General features: G+C 68.8%; 22 protein-coding genes and 2 pseudogenes. 5 read left to right on the top strand and 19 right to left on the bottom strand.

The window, feature by feature from the left end:
• The 3 genes from VFW69_RS14845 to rpsB all read right to left on the bottom strand — a co-directional run.
• Window positions 1-536: amidase family protein (locus tag VFW69_RS14845; protein ID WP_526502268.1), on the bottom strand; the 536-nt coding region annotated here is incomplete at its 3' end.
• An 88-nt stretch (window positions 537-624) separates the two neighbouring features.
• Window positions 625-1,452, bottom strand: a complete 828-nt coding sequence (gene tsf / locus VFW69_RS14840) for a translation elongation factor Ts (RefSeq protein ID WP_526502267.1) — start codon at window positions 1,450-1,452, stop codon at window positions 625-627.
• A 12-nt stretch (window positions 1,453-1,464) separates the two neighbouring features.
• Window positions 1,465-2,298, bottom strand: coding sequence for a 30S ribosomal protein S2 (rpsB, locus tag VFW69_RS14835; protein ID WP_067094602.1), 834 nt, complete (start codon window positions 2,296-2,298; stop codon window positions 1,465-1,467).
• Between the two features lie 316 nt (window positions 2,299-2,614).
• On the opposite strand from rpsB, the pseudogene VFW69_RS14830 reads away from it, so the two are divergent.
• A pseudogene (locus tag VFW69_RS14830) lies at window positions 2,615-3,085 on the top strand (M23 family metallopeptidase); the annotation flags it as partial.
• Between the two features lie 17 nt (window positions 3,086-3,102).
• Here VFW69_RS14830 and VFW69_RS14825 read toward each other — a convergent pair.
• From VFW69_RS14825 to dprA, 4 genes are read right to left on the bottom strand one after another with little or no spacing between them, the layout of a single operon-like run.
• Window positions 3,103-3,999: a tyrosine recombinase XerC gene (locus tag VFW69_RS14825; protein ID WP_526502266.1), complete on the bottom strand. Its 897-nt coding sequence runs from the start codon at window positions 3,997-3,999 to the stop codon at window positions 3,103-3,105.
• A gap of 33 nt (window positions 4,000-4,032) precedes the next feature.
• Entirely contained in the window at window positions 4,033-5,193 is a 1,161-nt protein-coding gene (locus VFW69_RS14820; protein ID WP_526502265.1) for a lactate 2-monooxygenase, read from the bottom strand.
• A gap of 25 nt (window positions 5,194-5,218) precedes the next feature.
• The gene (locus VFW69_RS14815; protein WP_526502264.1) at window positions 5,219-6,076 is read right to left on the bottom strand and encodes a siderophore-interacting protein; all 858 of its coding nucleotides are present in this window, start codon (window positions 6,074-6,076) and stop codon (window positions 5,219-5,221) included.
• 34 nt (window positions 6,077-6,110) lie between these two features.
• Complete coding sequence (gene dprA, locus VFW69_RS14810) at window positions 6,111-7,289, bottom strand: DNA-processing protein DprA (protein WP_526502270.1); 1,179 nt, start codon at window positions 7,287-7,289, stop codon at window positions 6,111-6,113.
• Window positions 7,290-7,399: 110 nt separating this feature from the next.
• Here dprA and VFW69_RS14805 point away from each other — a divergent pair, with 110 nt between their 5' ends.
• Window positions 7,400-7,675, top strand: coding sequence for a DUF4190 domain-containing protein (locus tag VFW69_RS14805; RefSeq protein WP_526502263.1), 276 nt, complete (start codon window positions 7,400-7,402; stop codon window positions 7,673-7,675).
• 26 nt (window positions 7,676-7,701) lie between these two features.
• Here the strand turns inward: VFW69_RS14805 and VFW69_RS14800 are convergent, their stop codons facing one another.
• The 3 genes from VFW69_RS14800 to VFW69_RS14790 all read right to left on the bottom strand — a co-directional run bounded on the left by VFW69_RS14800 (window position 7,702) and on the right by VFW69_RS14790 (window position 10,723).
• Window positions 7,702-9,213: a YifB family Mg chelatase-like AAA ATPase gene (locus tag VFW69_RS14800; RefSeq protein ID WP_526502262.1), complete on the bottom strand. Its 1,512-nt coding sequence runs from the start codon at window positions 9,211-9,213 to the stop codon at window positions 7,702-7,704.
• On the bottom strand, window positions 9,213-9,590 hold the full coding sequence (locus VFW69_RS14795) for a YraN family protein (protein ID WP_526502261.1): 378 nt from the start codon (window positions 9,588-9,590) through the stop codon (window positions 9,213-9,215). The genes VFW69_RS14800 and VFW69_RS14795 overlap by 1 nt, the downstream gene beginning before the upstream one ends.
• Window positions 9,591-9,742: 152 nt before the next feature.
• On the bottom strand, window positions 9,743-10,723 hold the full coding sequence (locus VFW69_RS14790; RefSeq protein WP_526502260.1) for an SDR family oxidoreductase: 981 nt from the start codon (window positions 10,721-10,723) through the stop codon (window positions 9,743-9,745).
• A gap of 83 nt (window positions 10,724-10,806) precedes the next feature.
• On the opposite strand from VFW69_RS14790, the gene VFW69_RS14785 reads away from it, so the two are divergent.
• A complete protein-coding gene (locus VFW69_RS14785; RefSeq protein ID WP_526502259.1) occupies window positions 10,807-10,941 on the top strand; it encodes a hypothetical protein in 135 nt (44 codons plus the stop codon).
• Between the two features lie 82 nt (window positions 10,942-11,023).
• Window positions 11,024-11,794 carry an ANTAR domain-containing protein gene (locus tag VFW69_RS14780; protein WP_526502258.1) on the top strand — a complete coding sequence of 257 codons (771 nt, stop codon included), beginning with the start codon at window positions 11,024-11,026 and terminating at the stop codon, window positions 11,792-11,794.
• A gap of 6 nt (window positions 11,795-11,800) precedes the next feature.
• Here the strand turns inward: VFW69_RS14780 and VFW69_RS14775 are convergent, their stop codons facing one another.
• The 4 genes and pseudogenes from VFW69_RS14775 to rplS all read right to left on the bottom strand — a co-directional run bounded on the left by VFW69_RS14775 (window position 11,801) and on the right by rplS (window position 14,262).
• A complete protein-coding gene (locus VFW69_RS14775) occupies window positions 11,801-12,106 on the bottom strand; it encodes a DUF2469 domain-containing protein (protein WP_003875077.1) in 306 nt (101 codons plus the stop codon).
• Window positions 12,107-12,110: 4 nt separating this feature from the next.
• Window positions 12,111-12,918 (bottom strand): annotated as a pseudogene (locus tag VFW69_RS14770) (ribonuclease HII).
• A gap of 2 nt (window positions 12,919-12,920) precedes the next feature.
• On the bottom strand, window positions 12,921-13,826 hold the full coding sequence (gene lepB / locus VFW69_RS14765) for a signal peptidase I (protein ID WP_526502257.1): 906 nt from the start codon (window positions 13,824-13,826) through the stop codon (window positions 12,921-12,923).
• Between the two features lie 94 nt (window positions 13,827-13,920).
• Window positions 13,921-14,262 carry a 50S ribosomal protein L19 gene (gene rplS / locus VFW69_RS14760; RefSeq protein WP_067304506.1) on the bottom strand — a complete coding sequence of 114 codons (342 nt, stop codon included), beginning with the start codon at window positions 14,260-14,262 and terminating at the stop codon, window positions 13,921-13,923.
• Window positions 14,263-14,604: 342 nt separating this feature from the next.
• Here rplS and VFW69_RS14755 point away from each other — a divergent pair, with 342 nt between their 5' ends.
• Entirely contained in the window at window positions 14,605-15,582 is a 978-nt protein-coding gene (locus tag VFW69_RS14755; RefSeq protein ID WP_526502256.1) for a serine hydrolase, read from the top strand.
• On the opposite strand, the gene trmD is transcribed toward VFW69_RS14755, so the two are convergent.
• From trmD to VFW69_RS14730, 5 genes are all read right to left on the bottom strand, one after another.
• A complete protein-coding gene (gene trmD / locus VFW69_RS14750) occupies window positions 15,579-16,304 on the bottom strand; it encodes a tRNA (guanosine(37)-N1)-methyltransferase TrmD (protein WP_526502255.1) in 726 nt (241 codons plus the stop codon). The two genes, VFW69_RS14755 and trmD, sit on opposite strands and share 4 nt — an antisense overlap.
• Before the next feature lie 13 nt (window positions 16,305-16,317).
• Window positions 16,318-16,854 carry a ribosome maturation factor RimM gene (gene rimM, locus VFW69_RS14745; protein ID WP_526502254.1) on the bottom strand — a complete coding sequence of 179 codons (537 nt, stop codon included), beginning with the start codon at window positions 16,852-16,854 and terminating at the stop codon, window positions 16,318-16,320.
• Between the two features lie 24 nt (window positions 16,855-16,878).
• A complete protein-coding gene (locus VFW69_RS14740) occupies window positions 16,879-17,121 on the bottom strand; it encodes an RNA-binding protein (RefSeq protein ID WP_003878715.1) in 243 nt (80 codons plus the stop codon).
• 8 nt (window positions 17,122-17,129) lie between these two features.
• A complete protein-coding gene (gene rpsP / locus VFW69_RS14735; protein WP_526502253.1) occupies window positions 17,130-17,654 on the bottom strand; it encodes a 30S ribosomal protein S16 in 525 nt (174 codons plus the stop codon).
• A 162-nt stretch (window positions 17,655-17,816) separates the two neighbouring features.
• Entirely contained in the window at window positions 17,817-18,236 is a 420-nt protein-coding gene (locus VFW69_RS14730; protein ID WP_526502269.1) for a nuclear transport factor 2 family protein, read from the bottom strand.
• Window positions 18,237-18,255 lie beyond the last annotated feature (19 nt).

The raw sequence follows: 18,255 nt of genomic DNA, 5'->3' as shown, positions 1-18,255 counted from the left end.
GAACCGCCGCCGTCGTTGGCGTGCGCGATGGGCACCACACCGGCGGCGACGAACGCACCAGAACCCGACGACGACGCCCCGGCGGTGTATTCGGTGTCCCACGGGTTGCGGACCGGGCCCAGCCGCGGGTGCTCGGCCGAGGCGCTGAACCCGAATTCGGACAACTGCGTCTTGCCCACCGAGGTCAGCCCGGTGGCCAGGAACAGCTGGGTGAAGACGCTGTCCGCGACGGCATTCCGGCTCGTCCAGGCGTCGGTGCCGTGCATGCTGGGCTGGCCGGCGACGTCGACGTTGTCCTTGATGAACGTCGGGAGGCCACCGAAGTAACCGCTGGGAGGGTCCGCCGCGGCCGCGCGCGCTTGCTCAAAAGCCGCGTACGCCAACCCGTTTAGCAGCGGGTCGACGGCCTCGGTGCGTGCGATCGCGGCCTCGATCACCTCGGTCCTGCCGACCCGGCCGGATTTCAGGGATTCGGCCAGGTCGACCGCGTCCAGATCGCCAAGGGCATCGTCGCCGAACGCGTGCACGTGTCGCATGGCACTGACGCTAACCCGCGCACCCGTGCCCCCGGGAGGTTTCCCGGCTTGTGCCCGGCCCGGGCCGGATCGCTGGGTCAGGCCTGAGTCAGGCCTGACCCACCTCGAAGCGGACGAACCGCGTCACCGTGACTCCGGCGTCGTCGAGCAGCGCCTTGACGGTCTTCTTGCTGTCGGACACCGACGGCTGCTCGAGCAGCACCGCGTCCTTGAAGAAGCCGTTCAGCCGGCCCTCGACGATCTTGGGCAAGGCCTGTTCCGGCTTGCCCTCCGCCTTGGCGGTTTCCTCGGCGATGCGGCGCTCGCTGGAGACCACATCCTCCGGCACGTCGTCGCGGGACAGGTAGCGGGCCTTGAGCGCCGCGATCTGCAGCGCAACGGCGTGGGCGGCCTCGGTGTCTGAGCCTTCGTACTCGACCAGCACACCGACCGCGGGGGGCAGGTCGGCTGCCCGCCGGTGCAGGTAGGTCTCGACGGTGCCGTCGAAGTTCGCGACGCGGCGCAACTCCAACTTCTCGCCGATCTTGGCCGACAGCTCCGCGATTGCCTGCTCGACGGTAGTTGTCGCCTGACCCCCAGAAATCACAGCGGCCTTGAGCTCGTCGACGTCCTTGGCCTTCGACGACACGGCCACGGCCACGATCTGGTCGGCCAGCGCCTGGAACTCCGCGTTCTTGGCGACGAAATCGGTCTCGCTGTTCAGCTCGATCAGCGCACCGCCCTGGGCCGCGACCAGACCTTCGGCCGTCGCACGCTCGGCACGCTTGCCGACGTCCTTGGCGCCCTTGATCCGTAGCGCCTCGACGGCCTTGTCGAAGTCGCCGTCGTTTTCGGCCAGCGCGTTCTTGCAGTCGAGCATGCCGGCACCGGTGAGTTCCCGAAGCCGCTTGACGTCGGCAGCGGTGAAGTTCGCCAATGGTCAGCCTTCCTATGAGGGGTCAGTGGTTGGTTCGGGGGTGCCCGCAGCGGCGTCGGTGGGGGCGGTGGCGGTAGCGGAGGCCAGCAGCTCCTGCTCCCATTCGGCGAGCGGCTCAGCGGCCTCGGCCTCGGGCTTGCCGTCGCCGCGGCCGACTCCGGCGCGCGCCTGCAGGCCCTCGGCGACGGCGGAGGCGATCACCTTGGTCAGCAACGCGGCCGAACGGATCGCGTCGTCGTTGCCCGGTATCGGGTAATCGACCTCGTCGGGGTCGCAGTTGGTGTCCAGGATCGCGATGATCGGGATGTTCAGCTTGCGAGCCTCCGCGACCGCGAGATGCTCCTTATTGGTGTCGACGACCCAGATGGCCGACGGCACCTTGGCCATGTCGCGGATACCGCCCAGGCTGCGCTCCAGCTTGTTCTTCTCGCGGGTCAGCATCAAGATTTCCTTCTTGGTGCGGCCCTCGAAGCCACCGGTCTGCTCCATCGCCTCGAGCTCCTTGAGGCGCTGCAGCCGCTTGTGCACGGTGGAGAAGTTGGTCAGCATGCCGCCCAGCCAGCGCTGGTTCACGTACGGCATGCCGACGCGGGTCGCCTCGGCGGCGACGGACTCCTGCGCCTGCTTCTTGGTGCCGACGAACAGCACGCTGCCGCCGTGGGCGACGGTCTCTTTGACGAACTCGTACGCCTGGTCGATGAAGGTCAGCGTCTGCTGCAGGTCGATGATGTAGATGCCGTTGCGGTCGGTGAAGATGAACCGCTTCATTTTGGGATTCCATCGTCGGGTCTGGTGCCCGAAGTGGGTGCCGCTGTCCAGCAGCTGCTTCATGGTTACGACGGCCATGGTTGTGCCTTACGTGTGTCGGTTGTCGCCTGGCATCGGGTGAGGCCGGGCCCTGGCGCCTGCTGCGATGCCGGACCCGGCCGGGAAAACCCGGTCGGGACCGCCCGGCATGCGATTGCGTTCTCCTCGTGGAACCAGAGACGCGATGCAGACGCGCGAAGTCAGCCCGCGAACGAGCTGCGACCAGCAGTTTACACCGACTCAGCAGGTGGTTTTGCCACGCTTCCCCAACCGGGCCGCTCGTCCACAGAATCGGCGGGGCCGGATGGCCGGGCCGGCGTTGGCACGCTGAACTGCCTGGATGCGGTGGAGAGCGCTGCTGTTATGCGCGGGCCTGGTCAACGCGGCGCCGGCGGTTGCCGCCGACGATCGCCTGGACTGGCCGCTGCGCCCGCCCCCGGCCGTCGCCCGGGCCTTCGACGCCCCGTCGCCCGACTGGAATCCCGGACACCGGGGCGTGGACCTGGCCGGCACCGTCGGACAGCCGGTATACGCGGCGGGCGCCGGGACCGTCGTGTTCGCCGGGCTGCTGGCCGGACGGCCGGTGGTGTCGCTGGCCCATCCCGGGGGACTGCACACCAGTTATGAGCCGGTCCGGGCGACCGTGCGGGTCGGCCAGCCGGTGACGGCCGCAACCGTGATCGGCGAGCTGATGATTGGACATGCCGGGTGCCCCGTCGCGGCCTGTTTGCACTGGGGCGCGATGTGGGGCCCGGCGTCGGGTGCGGACTACGTCGATCCGCTGGGTCTGCTGAAGTCCACGCCGATCCGGCTCAAACCCCTGAACCGCTGAGCGGGCGGCCCTCACGCCCGAGGGTGGGCTTGATCGTGCACCGCGCGCAACCGGGACACCGCGACGTGGGTGTACAGCTGGGTGGTCGCCAGGCTCGAATGGCCGAGCAACTCCTGAACAACGCGCAGGTCAGCCCCGCCTTCGAGCAGGTGCGTGGCCGCGCTGTGCCGCAGGCCGTGCGGCCCCATATCCGGCGCGCCGTCCACCGCGGCGACGGTCTGATGCACCACCGTGCGCGCCTGGCGAACATCGAGCCGGCGGCCCCGCGCGCCCAGCAGCAGCGCCGGGCCCGACTCCGCGTTCGCAAGCGCCGGGCGGCCGTCGGCCAGCCACGTGTCGACCGCCTCGCCGGCCGGCCTGCCGAACGGCACGCTGCGCTGCTTGTTGCCCTTGCCGAGGACTTTGACGAGGCGGTGATGGGCGTCCACATCGTCGATGTCCAGGCCGCACAGCTCGCTGACCCGGATTCCGGTGGCATACAACATCTCCACGATCAGCTGATCCCGCAGTGCCATCGGATCACCTTGCTGCGCACCGGATTTCGCCGCAGCCATGGCCTCGAGGGCCTGGTCCTGGCGCAGCACCGAGGGCAGGGTGCGGTGCGCCTTGGGGACCTGTAGCCGGGCGGCCGGGTCGGCGGTCAGCAGGCCGCGCCGCACGGCCCACGCGGTGAAGGCCTTGACCGCCGAGGTGCGCCGGGCCAGCGTCGTGCGGGCGACCCCGGCCGCGGCCGCGGCGGACAACCAGGAGCGCAGCAGGGGCAGGCTCAGCCGGTCCAGACCGGCGCCGCGGTCCTCGACGAAGGCGAGCAGCGAGCGCAGGTCGCCAAGGTAGGCGCGACGGGTGTGCGCTGAACGGCCGCACTGCAAATCCAGGTACTCGTCGAACTCGTCGAGAATCGCCTGCACTCCCCCACGGTCGCAGGCGCGGCCCGGGGCGCTCTAGTCGACGCGCCGAAGTGTGTCCGGGGTGAGATCTTTGAGCGTGGGGTAGCCGTCGACGGCCATGATGAGGTCCGCTTCGGCCAGGATCGAACGCAGCACGTGCACGATGCCGTCGGCGCCGCCGAGCGCCAGGCCGTAGGCGTACGGCCGGCCGATGCCCACGGCGGTAGCCCCCAGCGCGAGCGCCTTGACGACGTCGGCGCCGCTGCGGATCCCCGAATCGAACAGGACCGGCAGCCCGTCGGCCGCCTCCACGACTCCGGGCAGGCACGCGAGGGCGGGCAGGCCGCCGTTGGCCTGGCGGCCGCCGTGGGTGGAGCAGTAGATGCCGTCGACGCCGCCGTCCTTGGCGCGCCGCGCATCGTCGGGGTGACAGATGCCCTTGATGATCAGCGGCAGGTCGGTCAGCGACCGCAACCAGCCAAGGTCGTCCCAGGTCAGAGGATTTCCGAAGGTCGTTACCCACTGCAGCACGGTGCTTTGCGGGTCCTCCTCCGGCGGGCGCTGCAGACTGGCGCGGAAGACCGGATCGCTGGTGTAGTTGCTCAGGCAGAGCCCCCGCAGCTGGGGAAAATTGGCCGTGGTGAGGTCGCGCGGGCGCCACCCGGGAATCCAGGTGTCGAGGGTGACGATGATGCCCTGGTAGCCGGCGGCTTCGGCCCGCTGGACGAGGCTGGCGGCCAGGTCACGATCCTTGGGGGTGTACAGCTGGAAGAAGCCCGGGGTGTCACCGAACTGCGCGGCGACGTCTTCCATCGGGTCGGCGGTCAGGGTGGAAACGACCATCGGGACGCCGGTGGTCGCCGCCGCGCGCGCGGTGGCCAGGTCGCCGTGGCCGTCTTGGGCACAGATGCCGATGACGCCGATCGGCGCCATGAACACCGGCGACGGCAAGGTCAGGCCGAACATCTCCACCGACAGGTCACGCGCCGCGGCACCGACGAACATGCGTGGTATCAGGCCCCAGTGATCGAACGCCTCCCGGTTGGCCCGCTGCGTGCGTTCGTCGCCGGCGCCGCCGGTGACGTAAGACCAGACCGATGGCGGCATGGCCCGCTCGGCCCGTGCCTCCAGCTCCGCGAACGCCATGGGCAGCGCGGGCGCCACCCCACCCAGGCCCTTGAAGTAGATCTCGTTCTGGTAGTCGCCGAATGCCATGCGCTAGACAATGCCAGGCGGGGCGTCAGGCTGACGAGTTCGCCGACTCTGCCTGCGCCAGTTCCTTCTTCCATTGCCGGAAGGTCTCTTCCGTGCGGCCGCGGCGCCAATACCCCGAGATCGACGAGGCCCATTTGGCGTCCACGCCACGCTCCTTGCGGATGTAGGGGCGCAGATTGTGCATGACGGCCTGGGCCTCGCCGTGGATGAAGACGTGCACCTGCCCGGGCAGCCAGGGTGCGCTGGTGACGGCGTCGATCAGCGGCGCGTGGTCGCCGGCACGGTCCTCGGGAACCAGATCGGCGCGGCCGCCGCGATAGACCCAGTGCACCTCGACGCCTTCGGGTGCGGTCAGCGGGATCTCGTCCTCTGGGTCCGCGACCTCGATGAACGCCTTGCCGACCGCGCCGGGCGGCAACGCTTCCAGCGCCACGGCGATGGCCGGCAACGCCGATTCGTCCCCGGCCAGTAGGTGCCAGTCGGCGGCCGGGTCGGGTGTGTACGCCCCCCCGGGGCCCATCAGGTAGATCGGCTGGCCGGGCTGGGCGGTGGACGCCCACTGACCCGCCATGCCGTGCTCTCCGTGCACGACGATGTCGAGTGTGATGCGGCGTTTCTCGACGTCGACGTGGCGGACGGTAAGCGTCCGCATCGAAGGCTTTTTCTCCGGCGGCAGGGCCGCGAAGCTGTCGAGGGTTAGCGGCTTGGGCAAGCCAGCCACGTCGACGTCGTCGGCGACAAACACCAGCTTCACGTAGGAGTCGGTGAACTTGCTCGGCACGAAAGCGTCGAAGTCCTTGCTCCCGAGCACTATCCGCACCATGTGCGGCGTGAGTTGTTCGGTACCGACAACTTCGAAGCGTTGCAGTGGTCGACCCGCCACTTGTCCTCCTGTCCAATTCCCAGCCCCCGGTCGACTATACGAGTCGCGTCGTTGATGCGGCCTGACCTGCGGCGACCCGGACAATTCGCCACCGCCCGTCCTGGCGCTGCACCAACCCGGCCAGCTCGAGCATCGCCAGCGGCCCCAGCGCCAGCTCGGGCACCATTCCCGATGCGACCGCGATCTCGTCGACCGTGGCCGCGCCGCGGCCCGGCAACGCCTCGTAGACCCGGCGCTCGGCATCGCTGAGGCCATCGAGTGGCGTCGTCGGATGCGCCTCGTCGCAGGCCAGCTCGCCGATGTGGCCAACGAGCTCGACGACATGGTCGGCGCGGGTGACCAGCTCGGCGCCGTTGCGCAGGAGGGCGTGGCAGCCCGCCGACGCCGACGACGTGACAGGCCCGGGCACCGCCGCGACCACCCGCCCCAACGCCCGCGCCCAGGCCGCGGTGTTGGCCGCGCCGCTGCGCAGACCTGCTTCCACCACCACGGCGGCCCCCACCACGGCGGCAACCAAACGATTGCGGGTCAGGAACCGGTGGCGAGCCGGGCGAATACCCGGCGCGTATTCGGTGAACAACAGCCCCTGCTGGCCGATCCGGTGCAGCAGTGCGCTGTGACCGCTCGGGTAGGGAACGTCGAGCCCACCGGCCAGGACGGCCACGGTGACGCCGTCGCAGTCCAGCGCGGCGCGGTGCGCCGCGCCGTCGATGCCGTAGGCGCCGCCCGAGACCACCGCAACGTCGCGCTGCGCCAACCCCGCCGCCAGTTCGCCGGCAACGTGCTCGCCGTACGTGGTCGAGGCGCGCGTCCCGACCACTGCGGCAGCCCGGTGCGCGGCCTCATCGAGCCGCACGGCTCCCAGCGCCCACAACACCATTGGCGAAACCAATTGCGCACCCCCGCCGGCTTGCGGTGCGGCACCGCGGAATGCGGCGAACGCCAGCAGCGGCCACTCGTCATCGTCCGGAGTGATCAACCGTCCGCCACGCCGAGCCAGCATCTCAAGATCGGCTGCGCTGCGGTCGATTTCGCGCCGCGCCTCGGTGCGCCGGGCCACGTTGTCGTCGACCAGTCCGCGCCGGATCCGCTCGGCGGCCTCTTCCGGGCCGACGCGCTGCACCAGGGCGGCAAGTTCGGCGCAGGGCGGCTCGGCCACCCGGGACAGATAGGCCCACGCGCGCAGCGCGGGATCATCGAGCGCCGTCGTCATCGCCGTGCCTCCGGCTCCAAGCATCCGCCAAGAGTCCTTTCAGCCCCGCGCGCGAACGTGGTGTTGTCACTCACCCGCCGCACACCGGCCCGCAACGAACGGAATGACCCATGATCCTCGACCTGCCGATGGTGCACAGCGTGTCCGAGCGGCCAAAAAACCCCTGGGCCGTCGCGGCCTTCGCGCTCAGCGTGGTCAGCTGGATCGGTTTTCCCATCCCCATCATCAGCATTGCCCTGGCCTGCATCGGGTTGCGCGAGATGGATCAGCGGGGTGAAAGCGGCCGTGCCATGGCCCAATTCGCCCGCGCGTTCGCGATTCTGGTGACCGTGGCGATAGCGCTTCGGGGCGGCCACACCGATTGGCTGGCGATGGCGCGTTGGTAGCGAGCCCGGCTGGTGGGTCGGGGCGCTCATCGCTGCGCCCCGGGTTGGCGGAAGCTGAGTGCGGCGGCGACTTCGTCGGTCCCGGGAGACGTGCGGCCGGACAGGTCGGCCAGGCTCCACGCGACGCGCAACGTACGGTCGAGGCCACGGATGCTGAGCAGTCCGCGGTCAAGCGCCCTTTGCAGCGGCTCCATTGCCGCGTTGCTGGGACGGAACTTTCGGCGCAGCAGCGCCCCACTGACTTCGGCGTTGGTGCGATATCCGTGTGGCAGCCAGCGCTGGGCGGCGGCCGCGCGGGCCAGCGCCACCCGGTGGCGGACCTGCGCCGTCGATTCACCGTCTCCGCCCGCGAACGCCCCTGCCTTCACCTGATGCATCTGCACGCGGAGGTCCACCCGGTCCAGCAGTGGCCCCGACAGCTTGCCCAGGTAGCGGCGTTTGGCCGCCGCCGCGCAGATGCAGTCCTGCGGGTCGGCCGGGGCGCACGGGCACAGGTTGGCGGCCAGCACCAGCTGGAATCGGGCGGGGTAACACGCCACCCCGTCGCGGCGGGCGAGGCGAATCTCGCCGTCCTCCAACGGTGTTCGCAGCGCTTCCAGCGCGCTGACCCGGATCTCGGCGCACTCGTCGAGGAAGAGCACCCCGCGATGTGCCCGGCTGACGGCCCCCGGGCGTGCCATCCCGGACCCTCCCCCGACGAGCGCGGCGACGCTGGAACTGTGGTGTGGCGCCACAAAAGGCGGTCTGGTGATCAACGGTGTCTCTCCCGACAGCAAGCCGGCCACCGAGTGAATCGCCGTGACCTCCAGGGACTCGGCGTCCGTCAGCGGCGGCAGCAACCCCGGAAGACGTTGGGCGAGCATGGTTTTGCCTACCCCCGGCGGGCCGGTGAGCATGAGGTGGTGCGCTCCGGCTGCGGCCACCTCCACCGCGAACCGCGCCTGCGTCTGCCCGACCACGTCGACCAGATCCGCCTCGGGCTCGCCGTCGGTGGGCTTCACGTCGATCCTGCCGGCCAGGGCGCCGCTGCCGCTGAGCCACTTCTGCAACTGCCCCAAGGTGCGCACGCCCCACACGTCGATGCCGTCGACCAGGCTGGCCTCGGCAAGGTTGTCCACCGGAACCACCACGGCCGGCCAGCCTTCGCGTTTGGCGGCCAGCACGGCGGGCAGCACCCCGCGCACCGGCCGGACCCGGCCGTCCAGGGACAGCTCTCCGAGCAGCACCGTTTTCTCGAGCCGGTCCCACGGGTTCTTGCGCTGCGCGGACAACACCGCGGCGGCCAGCGCGATGTCGTATACCGACCCCATTTTGGGCAGCGTCGCCGGCGACAGCGCGAGCGTCAGCCGCGCCATGGGCCAGGTGTTGCCGCAGTTGGTGACGGCCGCCCGGACGCGATCGCGCGACTCCTGCAGGGCGGCGTCGGGCAAGCCCACCAGGTGCACGCCCGGCAGCCCGGAGGTGATGTCGGCTTCGATCTCCACGATCTGGCCGTCCACGCCGCGCACCGCGACGGAGAACGCGCGTCCCAGCGCCATCAGCCAATCCCTTGCAGGTGGGTGATCTCGGGGGTGCGGCGGCGCCCGATCCGCACGCCGATCACGTCGATGCGGATCCCCGCGCAGCGCTGGTCCTGGCCGGCCAGCCACAGCCCGGCCAGCCTGCGCAACCGTAGAACCTTGCGCGGGGTGACCGCATTCGCCAGTCCCCCGTATCCGTCCCCGGTGCGGGTCTTCACCTCGACGAACACCACGGTCGAAGTGATGTCGTCGCGGGCGATGATGTCGAGTTCGCCGTAGCGGCAGCGCCAGTTGCGCTGCAGGATCCGCAATCCCATCCGCGTTAGATGATCCACTGCGAGCGCCTCGCCCATCGCCCCCAGCTGGATCCGGGTCATAGTCGTTTCGGTCGTCATGGGGTCAAGGTGCCCCGCGCCCCCGACGAGACGGGGCGATATCGCGACCCGCGGCCGCCCGCACCGGCCGGTTATCCCCAGTGCGGTACCCATCCACAGCTCGGGTATGCCCGGGTGCGGCTAAGCGCCCCGGCCCGCATCCCCTTGCCCTCTCACGCCCCCGCGGCCAGCGCTTCCAACGTCTCGGCCGAGGAGTGCAGCGGACGCCAGCCCAGTTGGGTCTTGGCCTTGGTGGTGTCCATCACCATCGATGTCCGCGCGGTGTGCAGCCATTCCAGCATCGACGGCACCCGCGGCACCCGCGAGATCGCCGCCGAGGCCGCCGTGGCCGCGACGGCGGGGACCCGCACCGGGCGCCCGCCCAGCGCCCTGGCCACGTCGGCCACCGTCACCACCCCGTCACCGGCGATGTTGTACACCCCCGGCGGCGCCGGGGCGGTGGCCGCCAGCCCGACCGCCGTCGCGACGTCATCGTGGTGGACCAGTTGCAGCGGGTAACCCGGATCCGGCACCACCGGCTTCAGGATCGGGACGGCTTTGACCACCGCACGCACCGGCCCGGGCAATTGGTTCCACGGCATGGCGTCGGCCAGGGCGGTGGCTTTGGGCCCGGCCACCACGCAGGGCCGCAATACGAATACCTCCAGCGATGAATCCTTGGTGATGTCGGCGAGCAGCTCCTCGCAGGCCGCCTTCTGCTCGGAGTAATAGTGCTCCGCGGACCCCCGGGCCGCCACGTCCTCGGTCAGCGGGACGGGGTTGTCGGAGTGATAGCCGTATGCCGCCACCGACGAGGTGTACACCAGGCGCCGCGGGCGCTCGGCGGCCACCGTCGCCTCGAACACATTGCGGGTGCCTTCGAGATTCACTCGGGCGCTTTCGTCCCGCGAACCCATGATGATGAAGGCTAGGTGGATCACCACATCGGCCTGCGCGGCCAAGGCGTCGACGGCCTCGCGGTCCAGGATGTCGCCCTGCTGGTAGATGGTCTTGAGCCAGCCGCGCGACGACGGGTCAAACGGCCGGCGAGCCATCCCGATGATCGCGTCGACGGCGGGTTCGCGCTCCAGCGCCGTCACCGCGGAGATACCGATCTCCCCGGTTGGCCCGGTCACCGCGACGGTCACACCCATTTAGAACGTCCTTCCCTTCCGGGGCCAGCCGAAACCCCGCGGGCGAAACATCACCAAGCCCCCCCGGCGCGCGCATTCGGCGCGTGATAGAACCATCTTTCCAACATCTCGCGATCGGCGAGCGGTTGGACCTGCGGATCCTCCGCATCCTTGGCGAGGGCCTGGCGGTCAACGGTGACCTGCAAGATGCCCGGATCGGCCGCAACCGGACGAAATAGCGTGCAAGGCTGGTCTCGGCGACCCATAATTTACGGCGATCGAAAGCGGATCACACCGCCGACACCGAATAGAGGCAGCAGCATGGCGAACGAATCGAAGACCGGCGCGGACGCACCCGCGACCGGCGGGGAGAAGGCCGACCCCGCGACGGTTTTCGCAGCCCTCGCCGAAATCATTTACCAGGGCTCGGACGTCAACCAGATGTATACCGCCATCTGCCTGGCTGCCACCCTGACCGTGCGCGGCTGTGACCACGCCAGCCTGTTGGTGCGCGAGAACGACAAATACATCACCGTGGGTGCCAGCGACCGGCTGGCGCTGGCCATCGACGACCTAGAACGGCGTGCCGGCGACGGCCCGTGCATCGACGCCATCGAGGAAGAGACGCCGCAGATCGACACGGACCTGACCACGCCGTCGCTGTGGCCCAAGTTGGCAAAGGTCCTGGTCGCTGAGACTCCGGTGCGCGGCGCGATGGGATTTCGGCTTCTGGTCGACAAGCGCAAAGGGGCCGCGCTCAACTTGTTCAGCGACACCGCGAACATGTTCGACGCCGAGTCTGCCGGGCGGGCGGCGGTGCTGGCCGCTTTCGCCAGCGTCGCCATCAACGCGGTAGCCAAGGGCGAGGATGCGGCAAGCCTGCGACGCGGGCTGCTCAGCAACCGCGAGATCGGCAAGGCCGTCGGCATGCTGATGCTGCTGCACGAAATGAGCGAGGACGAGGCCTTCGACCTGCTGAGGCGCCACTCCCAGGCGCTGAACATCAAGCTGGCCGACGTCGCCCGGGAGGTCATCGACCAGCGCGGCCAGCTGCCCATCCCCGGCGAAAACCAGCTTCCGCCGAATAACTAGCGCCGGCTATTCGGGGAGCCGCAGCTCCGGCTTCTCGACCTCTTCGATGTTGACGTCCTTGAAGGTGACCACCCGCACCTGCTTGACGAAGCGCGCCGGCCGGTACATGTCCCACACCCAGGCGTCGGACAGTCGCAGCTCGAAGTAGACCTCACCGTCGGCGTTGCGCGGCGTCATCTCCACGCTGTTGGCCAGGTAGAACCGCCGTTCGGTCTCCACGACGTAGCTGAACTGGCCGACGATGTCCTTGTATTCGCGGTACAGCGAGAGCTCCATCTCGGTTTCATACTTTTCGAGATCTTCTGCACTCATCTGCTCAGACGTCCTTCTCCCAGACGGTTTTCCCCGGGCGTCCCGGCGCTAGCTGCCCGTCGCCGGGGTGGGAATCCTGATCCCATCTTTCCTCACCGATATCCGTTGCGCTGCATCGGTGGGTCCGGTTGGCAGTCGGCCACCACTCGCTCGCCCGACCCGTCGGCCACGCGCCGCACGTTGATGAATGAATAACGATGCTCGGGGCACGGGCCCAGCCGGGCCAGCGCCGTGCTGTGCGCCGGCGTGCTGTAGCCCTTGTGCAGGGCGAAGCCGTAGCCGGGATGGTCGGCCTCCATGGCGACCATCAACCGGTCCCGGCTGACCTTCGCGAGCACGCTGGCCGCCGCGATACACGCCGCCGCCGCATCGCCACCGATGACGGGCAGCGACGGGACGGCCAGCCCGGGCACCCGGAACCCGTCGCTCAGCACGTAGCCGGGCCGCACGGGCAGCCCGGCGACGGCACGGCGCATCCCTTCGATGTTGGCGACATGCACGCCGCGCCGGTCCACCTCGGCCGACGGGATGAACACCACGTGATAGGCCAGCGCATAGCGGCGGATCAGCGGGAACAGCTTCTCCCGGGCGGCCTCGGTCAGCTTCTTGGAATCATCAAGCGCGGCAAGGCTTTCCATTCGCCCCGGTCCGAGCACACAGGCCGCCACCACCAGGGGTCCGGCGCAGGCGCCGCGGCCGACCTCGTCGACACCGGCCACCGGCCCCAAACCGCTGCGGTACAGCGCGGATTCCAGGGTGCGCAACCCCGACGATTTACGGATCACCGTCCGCGGCGGCCACGTCGTGGCCACGGTTAGCGATTCTGCTGCGGGTTCACCGATCCCACGCCGCCCCACCGCGACGGCGGCCACACGATGAACCTTGCTTTTCCGATCACGTTGGACACCGGCACGGTTCCCGACGTCGGGTCGCCGGTGCACAAGACACCTTTGAGGGCTTCGGCCGGCACGCTGGTGCAATGGGCCCGCGAATCCGCCGAGTGCGTGCGGTTGTCGCCCATTACCCACAGCCGCCCGGCCGGGACGGCGACCGGCCCGAACTCGCTGCCCAGGCAGGGGTACACCGACGGGTCGGCGGCCATGGTGTTGCGATCCAGGAACGGCTCCTTGAGGGGCTTGCCGTCGACCGTCAACCCGGTGTCGGCCCGGCACTGCACTGTCTGTCCACCGACCGCTACGACCCGCTTCACCAGGTCGTTCTCATCGGGCGGCACGAAGCCGATGAAGGACAGCGCGTTTTGCACCCAGCGCAGCACGGTGTTGTTGGACCGGATCGACTTGTAGCCGAGGTTCCACGGCGGCGGGCCCTTGAAGACGATGACGTCACCCGGGCGGGGGGCGCTGAAACGGTAGCTGACCTTATCCACCATGATCCGGTCGCCGACGCAGCCCGTGCACCCGTGCAGCGTGGGCTCCATGGATTCCGACGGGATCAGGTAGGGCCGCGCCACGAAGGTCAACATTACGTAGTAGAGGAAGACGGCGATAACCGCCAGGATCGCGAATTCGCGCAACGTCGAACGCTTGGGGTCCGCCGGTTCGCCCTCGTCGGGCGTCTGCGCCACCGGCGCCGGTTCGGGGATCGATCCGGCCGTGGTCTCGGCGTCGTCCGTGCGCGTCTCCGGGTTGCGGGTAGAGACCTTCGGATCTGACTCGCCGGCGTGGGACTCGGGCTTCGATGAATCCTCGGTATCGGTCACGGGATCAGCGTAGCCAGCGCACGTTGTGGCCCGGTAAACCGGCGCACCGGAGAAATGATGGGACGAATCAGCAGCGCCGCCAAGGCGTCCCGGCTCAGCGCTTCTCCTTGATCTTGGCCTTCTTGCCGCGCAGTTCACGCAAGTAGTACAGCTTCGCGCGGCGGACGTCACCGCGGGTCACCACCTCGATGTGGTCGATGTTGGGCGAGTGCACGGGGAAGGTCCGCTCGACGCCGACGCCGTAGCTTTCCTTGCGCACGGTAAAGGTCTCGCGGATGCCACCGCCCTGACGACGGATCACCACGCCCTTGAACACCTGGATACGCTCCTTGGCGCCCTCGATGACCTTGACGTGCACGTTGACGGTGTCGCCCGGGCCGAAAACCGGGATATCGTCGCGCAGCGACGCCTGATCGACGAAGTCCAGCCGGTTCATGCGAGACACTTCCTTGAGGTCGCGGCCGACGGCAGCTACTCACACGCAGGTGTGAGGCGGTCGCCAAGCCGATGGTTTCGGGCTTTCTGGCGTATCTCGCAGCAGGCGGGAAACGGCTCGACCGGCCTGCAACCGCTGGAGACAACTGGTCAATTGTGCCAGACGGGGCGCGTGCTGCGAAAATCACAGCGAGTCGGCGGTTCACAGCGCGCCAAACGCGCTGGTAAATGGTACATATGACTGGGGTCAGAACGCGCTACCCGCGCAGGAGCGTGATGGCCGGTGCAGGTGGCGCGAGGATCCCGCTGTTGCGCTGTGTCGAAGTCAGGCCGGAGGAGACGGATGCGGGTACGTCCACTGACGCTGCTCACCGCCACCGCGGCGGTGACGTTGGTGGTTGCCGCCGGTTCCGAGGCGCTGGTCCAGGCCAAGGTGTACAGCCTGCCGGTTACCGCGCCCGTTCGGGTCATCTCCGCGCCACCCACCTCGGCTCCCCCGCAGTCGGCCGCACTGATGCTCGAGGCGGCCGCTCCCCCGCAGCCGGCCCAGGCGCTATCGAGCCCGGGATTCGGTCAGCTGCAGGCCCGCGTCCAGCAGGCCGCCGACGAGGCCGCCGGTAGCGGCGCCGCCCTATCGGTGGCCATCCTCGATCGCACCACCCATCAGCTGATCGCCAACGGAAACAGCCAGGTCATCGGCACCGCGTCGGTGGCCAAGTTGTTCATCGCCGACGATCTGTTGCTGCACGAAAGCGAGGGCAAGGCGCCGCTGAGCGCCGATGACCGCCAGGCCCTGGACATCATGCTGCAGTCATCCGACGACGGCGCGGCGGAGAGGTTCTGGGGTCAGGGCGGCGGAGCCGCCATCATCACCGAGGTGGCCGCACGCTACGGGCTGTCCTCCACGACCCCACCCAGCGATGGGCGGTGGTGGAACACCATGAGCTCGGTGACGGACCTGATTCGCTACTACGAGATGCTGCTGGACGGATCGGGCGGCCTGCCCGCCGATCAGGCCAAGGTCATCGTCAACGACCTGGCGCAGTCCACCCCAAACGGGCTCGACGGCTACCCGCAGCGATTCGGCATCCCGGACGGCCTGTACGCCGAGCCGGTCGCGGTCAAGCAGGGCTGGATGTGCTGCATCGGCAGCGACTGGATGCACCTGTCGACCGGGGTGATCGGGGCCGACCGTCGCTACATCATGGTTGTCCAGTCCCTGCAGCCCGCCGATGACTCCACCGCCCGCGACACCATCACCCGCGCGGTCAAGACGATCTTTCCCGAGGGCCGCATCGACGCGTCCCGCCGTGGGCTCTAACGAGCCGCATCGTCGTCCGGCTCAAGCCGACGGTCCGACTCAAGCAGCTCGGGCCGGCGTTCGCGGGTGCGCTGTAAGGAGATCTCCCGGCGCCACGCCGCGATTCGTGCGTGGTCACCCGACATCAGCACCTCGGGGACCTCGAGCCCACGCCAGCTCGGCGGCCGGGTATAACTGGGACCCTCCAGTCGCCGGTCCAACGCCGGTGAGTGCGAATCCTCCCGGTGCGAGGCGGGATTGCCAAGGACTCCGTCGAGCAGGCGCAGCACGGCCTCGATCATCACCACGGCCGCCGACTCGCCACCGGGCAGCACGTAGTCGCCGATCGAAACTTCCTCGACCCGCATTCGCCCCGCGGCATCCTCGACGACCCGCTGGTCGATGCCCTCGTAGCGACCACACGCGAACACCAGGTGGGTCTCGACGCTCCAGCGCGCCGCCGTCGCCTGCGTGAACAACCGGCCGGCCGGGGTGGGAACAACCAAAAGCGTTTCCGCAGAAGCGATTTCGTCGAGCGCCTCTCCCCACACCGGGGCCTTCATCACCATCCCCGGGCCACCGCCGTAGGGCGAATCGTCGACCGAGCGATGCACGTCATGCGTCCAGCGCCGCAGGTCGTGCACGTGCAGATCGACTAGGCCGGACTGGATCGCCTTGCCCGGCAACGATTGCCGCAGCGGATCCAGATAGGCCGGAAAGATCGTGATGACGTCGATTCTCATATCGAAGATCCCGTTACAGGTCCAGCAGGCCTTCGGGCGGGTCGATCTCGACGGTTCCGTCGTCCAACGAGACCGCTGTGACGATCGCAGTCACGAACGGCACCAACACTTCCCGCTCCTCGTCGCCGGCCCCGCCCGCGTCGCGCCGCACCGCCAGCAGTTCACCCGCCGCGGTATGCAACACCTCGGCCACGACACCGATCTGTTGGCCCGCGGTGGTGCGCACGCGCAGGCCCTCAAGCTGATGGTCGTAGTAGGTGTCTGCCTCGTCGATGTCGGGCAAGTCCTCGGAATCGACGACGAACAGGGTGCCGCGCAGCGCGTCGGCGGCGTCACGGTCGGTGACGCCGACCAGGCGCACCAGCAGCCGCCCGCCGTGCTCGCGCACACTCTCGATGACACAGCTGCGTTCCGCACCGCCGCGAGACGGCTTGGCGCGCAACGTGTTACCCGGCGAGAATCGCGCGGCGGGATCGTCGGTGCGGATCTCCACCACCAGCTCGCCGCTGATGCCGTGGGCTTTTACCACGCGCCCGACGGTCAACTCCAAAAGAGTTCCATGAGCAGCGCTCCGCTACTGGTCGGTGTCCACCACGTCGACGCGGATGCCGCGACCGCCGATACCGGCGACCAACGTGCGCAGCGCGGTCGCGGTGCGACCTCCGCGGCCGATCACCTTACCCAAGTCGTCGGGATGGACGTGAACCTCGACCGTGCGCCCCCGGCGGCTGGTCACCATGTCCACCCGGACGTCATCGGGGTTGTCGACAATCCCGCGAACCAGGTGCTCAACAGCGTCAACGACAACCGTACTCATCGCTGCGGTCAGCTTTCGGTGGTCGGCTCGGCCTGCTCGCCACCCGCGGCGGGCGCCTCGGCCTCAGGGGTGGCGGCCTCCGCGGGGGTCTCGGCTGCGGCCTTCGGCTCGGCAGGCTCGTCCGCGGCCTTGGCGGCCTTCTTGGCCGGGGCCTTCTTCTTGGGCTTCGCGGCCTCGGTGGCCGGTCCGCCGTCGGCCTCGGCCAGCGCGGCGTTGAACAGCTCCAGCTTGCTGGGCTTGGCCGGGGCGACCAACAGGTGACCCTCGGCGCCCGGCAGGCCCTTGAACTTCTGCCAGTCGCCGGTGATCTTCAGCAGCTTGAGGACGGGCTCGGTGGGTTGGGCACCCACGGACAGCCAGTACTGGGCGCGCTCGGAGTTGATCTCGATGAGGCTCGGGTCTTCCTTCGGGTGGTAGCGGCCGATGACCTCGATGGAGCGTCCGTCGCGCCGGGTCCGTGCGTCAGCGACGGCGATGCGGTACTGGGGATTGCGGATCTTGCCAAGCCGGGTGAGCTTGATCTTCACAGCCATGGTTAAGCGATTTCTCCTGTGTGTGTCACGCTGCAATTCAGCGATCGGGCCGGGATGCCCAGATCCGGTTTTGCCTCGCGCGTATGACCGGTCGGCGATGCGTAATCGCTCGGCGGACAGCCGCCCATTGTGCCAGAACAGGGGCGCTCGCCGGAAATCCAGCTACATGACCTTCTGGAACGTCTTGGTCTCCACGCGCCGCGTCATGCGCCAACCGTCGGGCGTGCGCACGAACTCGTCGTCGTACCACAGGCCGCAGAACAGAATCTGGTCCTTGTCGCCGCCCAGCAGCATCGGGTTGAAGCAGATCACCCGTGATGAGGCCTTGTCCCCGTCAATCCGGACCGAGAAGTTGCCCAGCATGTGCGCATACACCGGGAAGTTGGGCAGCACCTCGGCCAGCCACTTCTTCACCTCCGGGTAGTGGCCCTCGATGCCGCCCAGCGCTGTGTAGTCGATGTAGGCGTCGGGTGTGAACACCTTGTCCAGGTCGTCGAATCGCCGCTGGTCAATGGCGGTGGAGTAATCCACCAGAAGCTGCTGGATCTCGAGACGGTCGGAGATTTCGGCCAGGCTCAACATGCAACGGACAGTACTGAAC

Source organism: Mycobacterium sp. (assembly GCF_036273375.1).
Lineage (GTDB): Bacteria > Actinomycetota > Actinomycetes > Mycobacteriales > Mycobacteriaceae > Mycobacterium.
This window is presented reverse-complemented; position numbering and strand designations above follow the sequence as displayed.

Coding starts and splice junctions, on each gene's coding strand:
- rpsB (WP_067094602.1), bottom strand. CDS start 2,298: ATGGCCGTCGTAACCATGAAGCAGCTGCTGGACAGCGGCACCCACTTC.
- VFW69_RS14820 (WP_526502265.1), bottom strand. CDS start 5,193: ATGGCATTCGGCGACTACCAGAACGAGATCTACTTCAAGGGCCTGGGT.
- dprA (WP_526502270.1), bottom strand. CDS start 7,289: ATGACGACGGCGCTCGATGATCCCGCGCTGCGCGCGTGGGCCTATCTG.
- VFW69_RS14805 (WP_526502263.1), top strand. CDS start 7,400: ATGATCCTCGACCTGCCGATGGTGCACAGCGTGTCCGAGCGGCCAAAA.
- VFW69_RS14800 (WP_526502262.1), bottom strand. CDS start 9,213: ATGGCGCTGGGACGCGCGTTCTCCGTCGCGGTGCGCGGCGTGGACGGC.
- VFW69_RS14795 (WP_526502261.1), bottom strand. CDS start 9,590: ATGACGACCGAAACGACTATGACCCGGATCCAGCTGGGGGCGATGGGC.
- VFW69_RS14790 (WP_526502260.1), bottom strand. CDS start 10,723: ATGGGTGTGACCGTCGCGGTGACCGGGCCAACCGGGGAGATCGGTATC.
- VFW69_RS14780 (WP_526502258.1), top strand. CDS start 11,024: ATGGCGAACGAATCGAAGACCGGCGCGGACGCACCCGCGACCGGCGGG.
- VFW69_RS14775 (WP_003875077.1), bottom strand. CDS start 12,106: ATGAGTGCAGAAGATCTCGAAAAGTATGAAACCGAGATGGAGCTCTCG.
- rplS (WP_067304506.1), bottom strand. CDS start 14,262: ATGAACCGGCTGGACTTCGTCGATCAGGCGTCGCTGCGCGACGATATC.
- VFW69_RS14755 (WP_526502256.1), top strand. CDS start 14,605: ATGCGGGTACGTCCACTGACGCTGCTCACCGCCACCGCGGCGGTGACG.
- trmD (WP_526502255.1), bottom strand. CDS start 16,304: ATGAGAATCGACGTCATCACGATCTTTCCGGCCTATCTGGATCCGCTG.
- VFW69_RS14740 (WP_003878715.1), bottom strand. CDS start 17,121: ATGAGTACGGTTGTCGTTGACGCTGTTGAGCACCTGGTTCGCGGGATT.
- rpsP (WP_526502253.1), bottom strand. CDS start 17,654: ATGGCTGTGAAGATCAAGCTCACCCGGCTTGGCAAGATCCGCAATCCC.
- VFW69_RS14730 (WP_526502269.1), bottom strand. CDS start 18,236: ATGTTGAGCCTGGCCGAAATCTCCGACCGTCTCGAGATCCAGCAGCTT.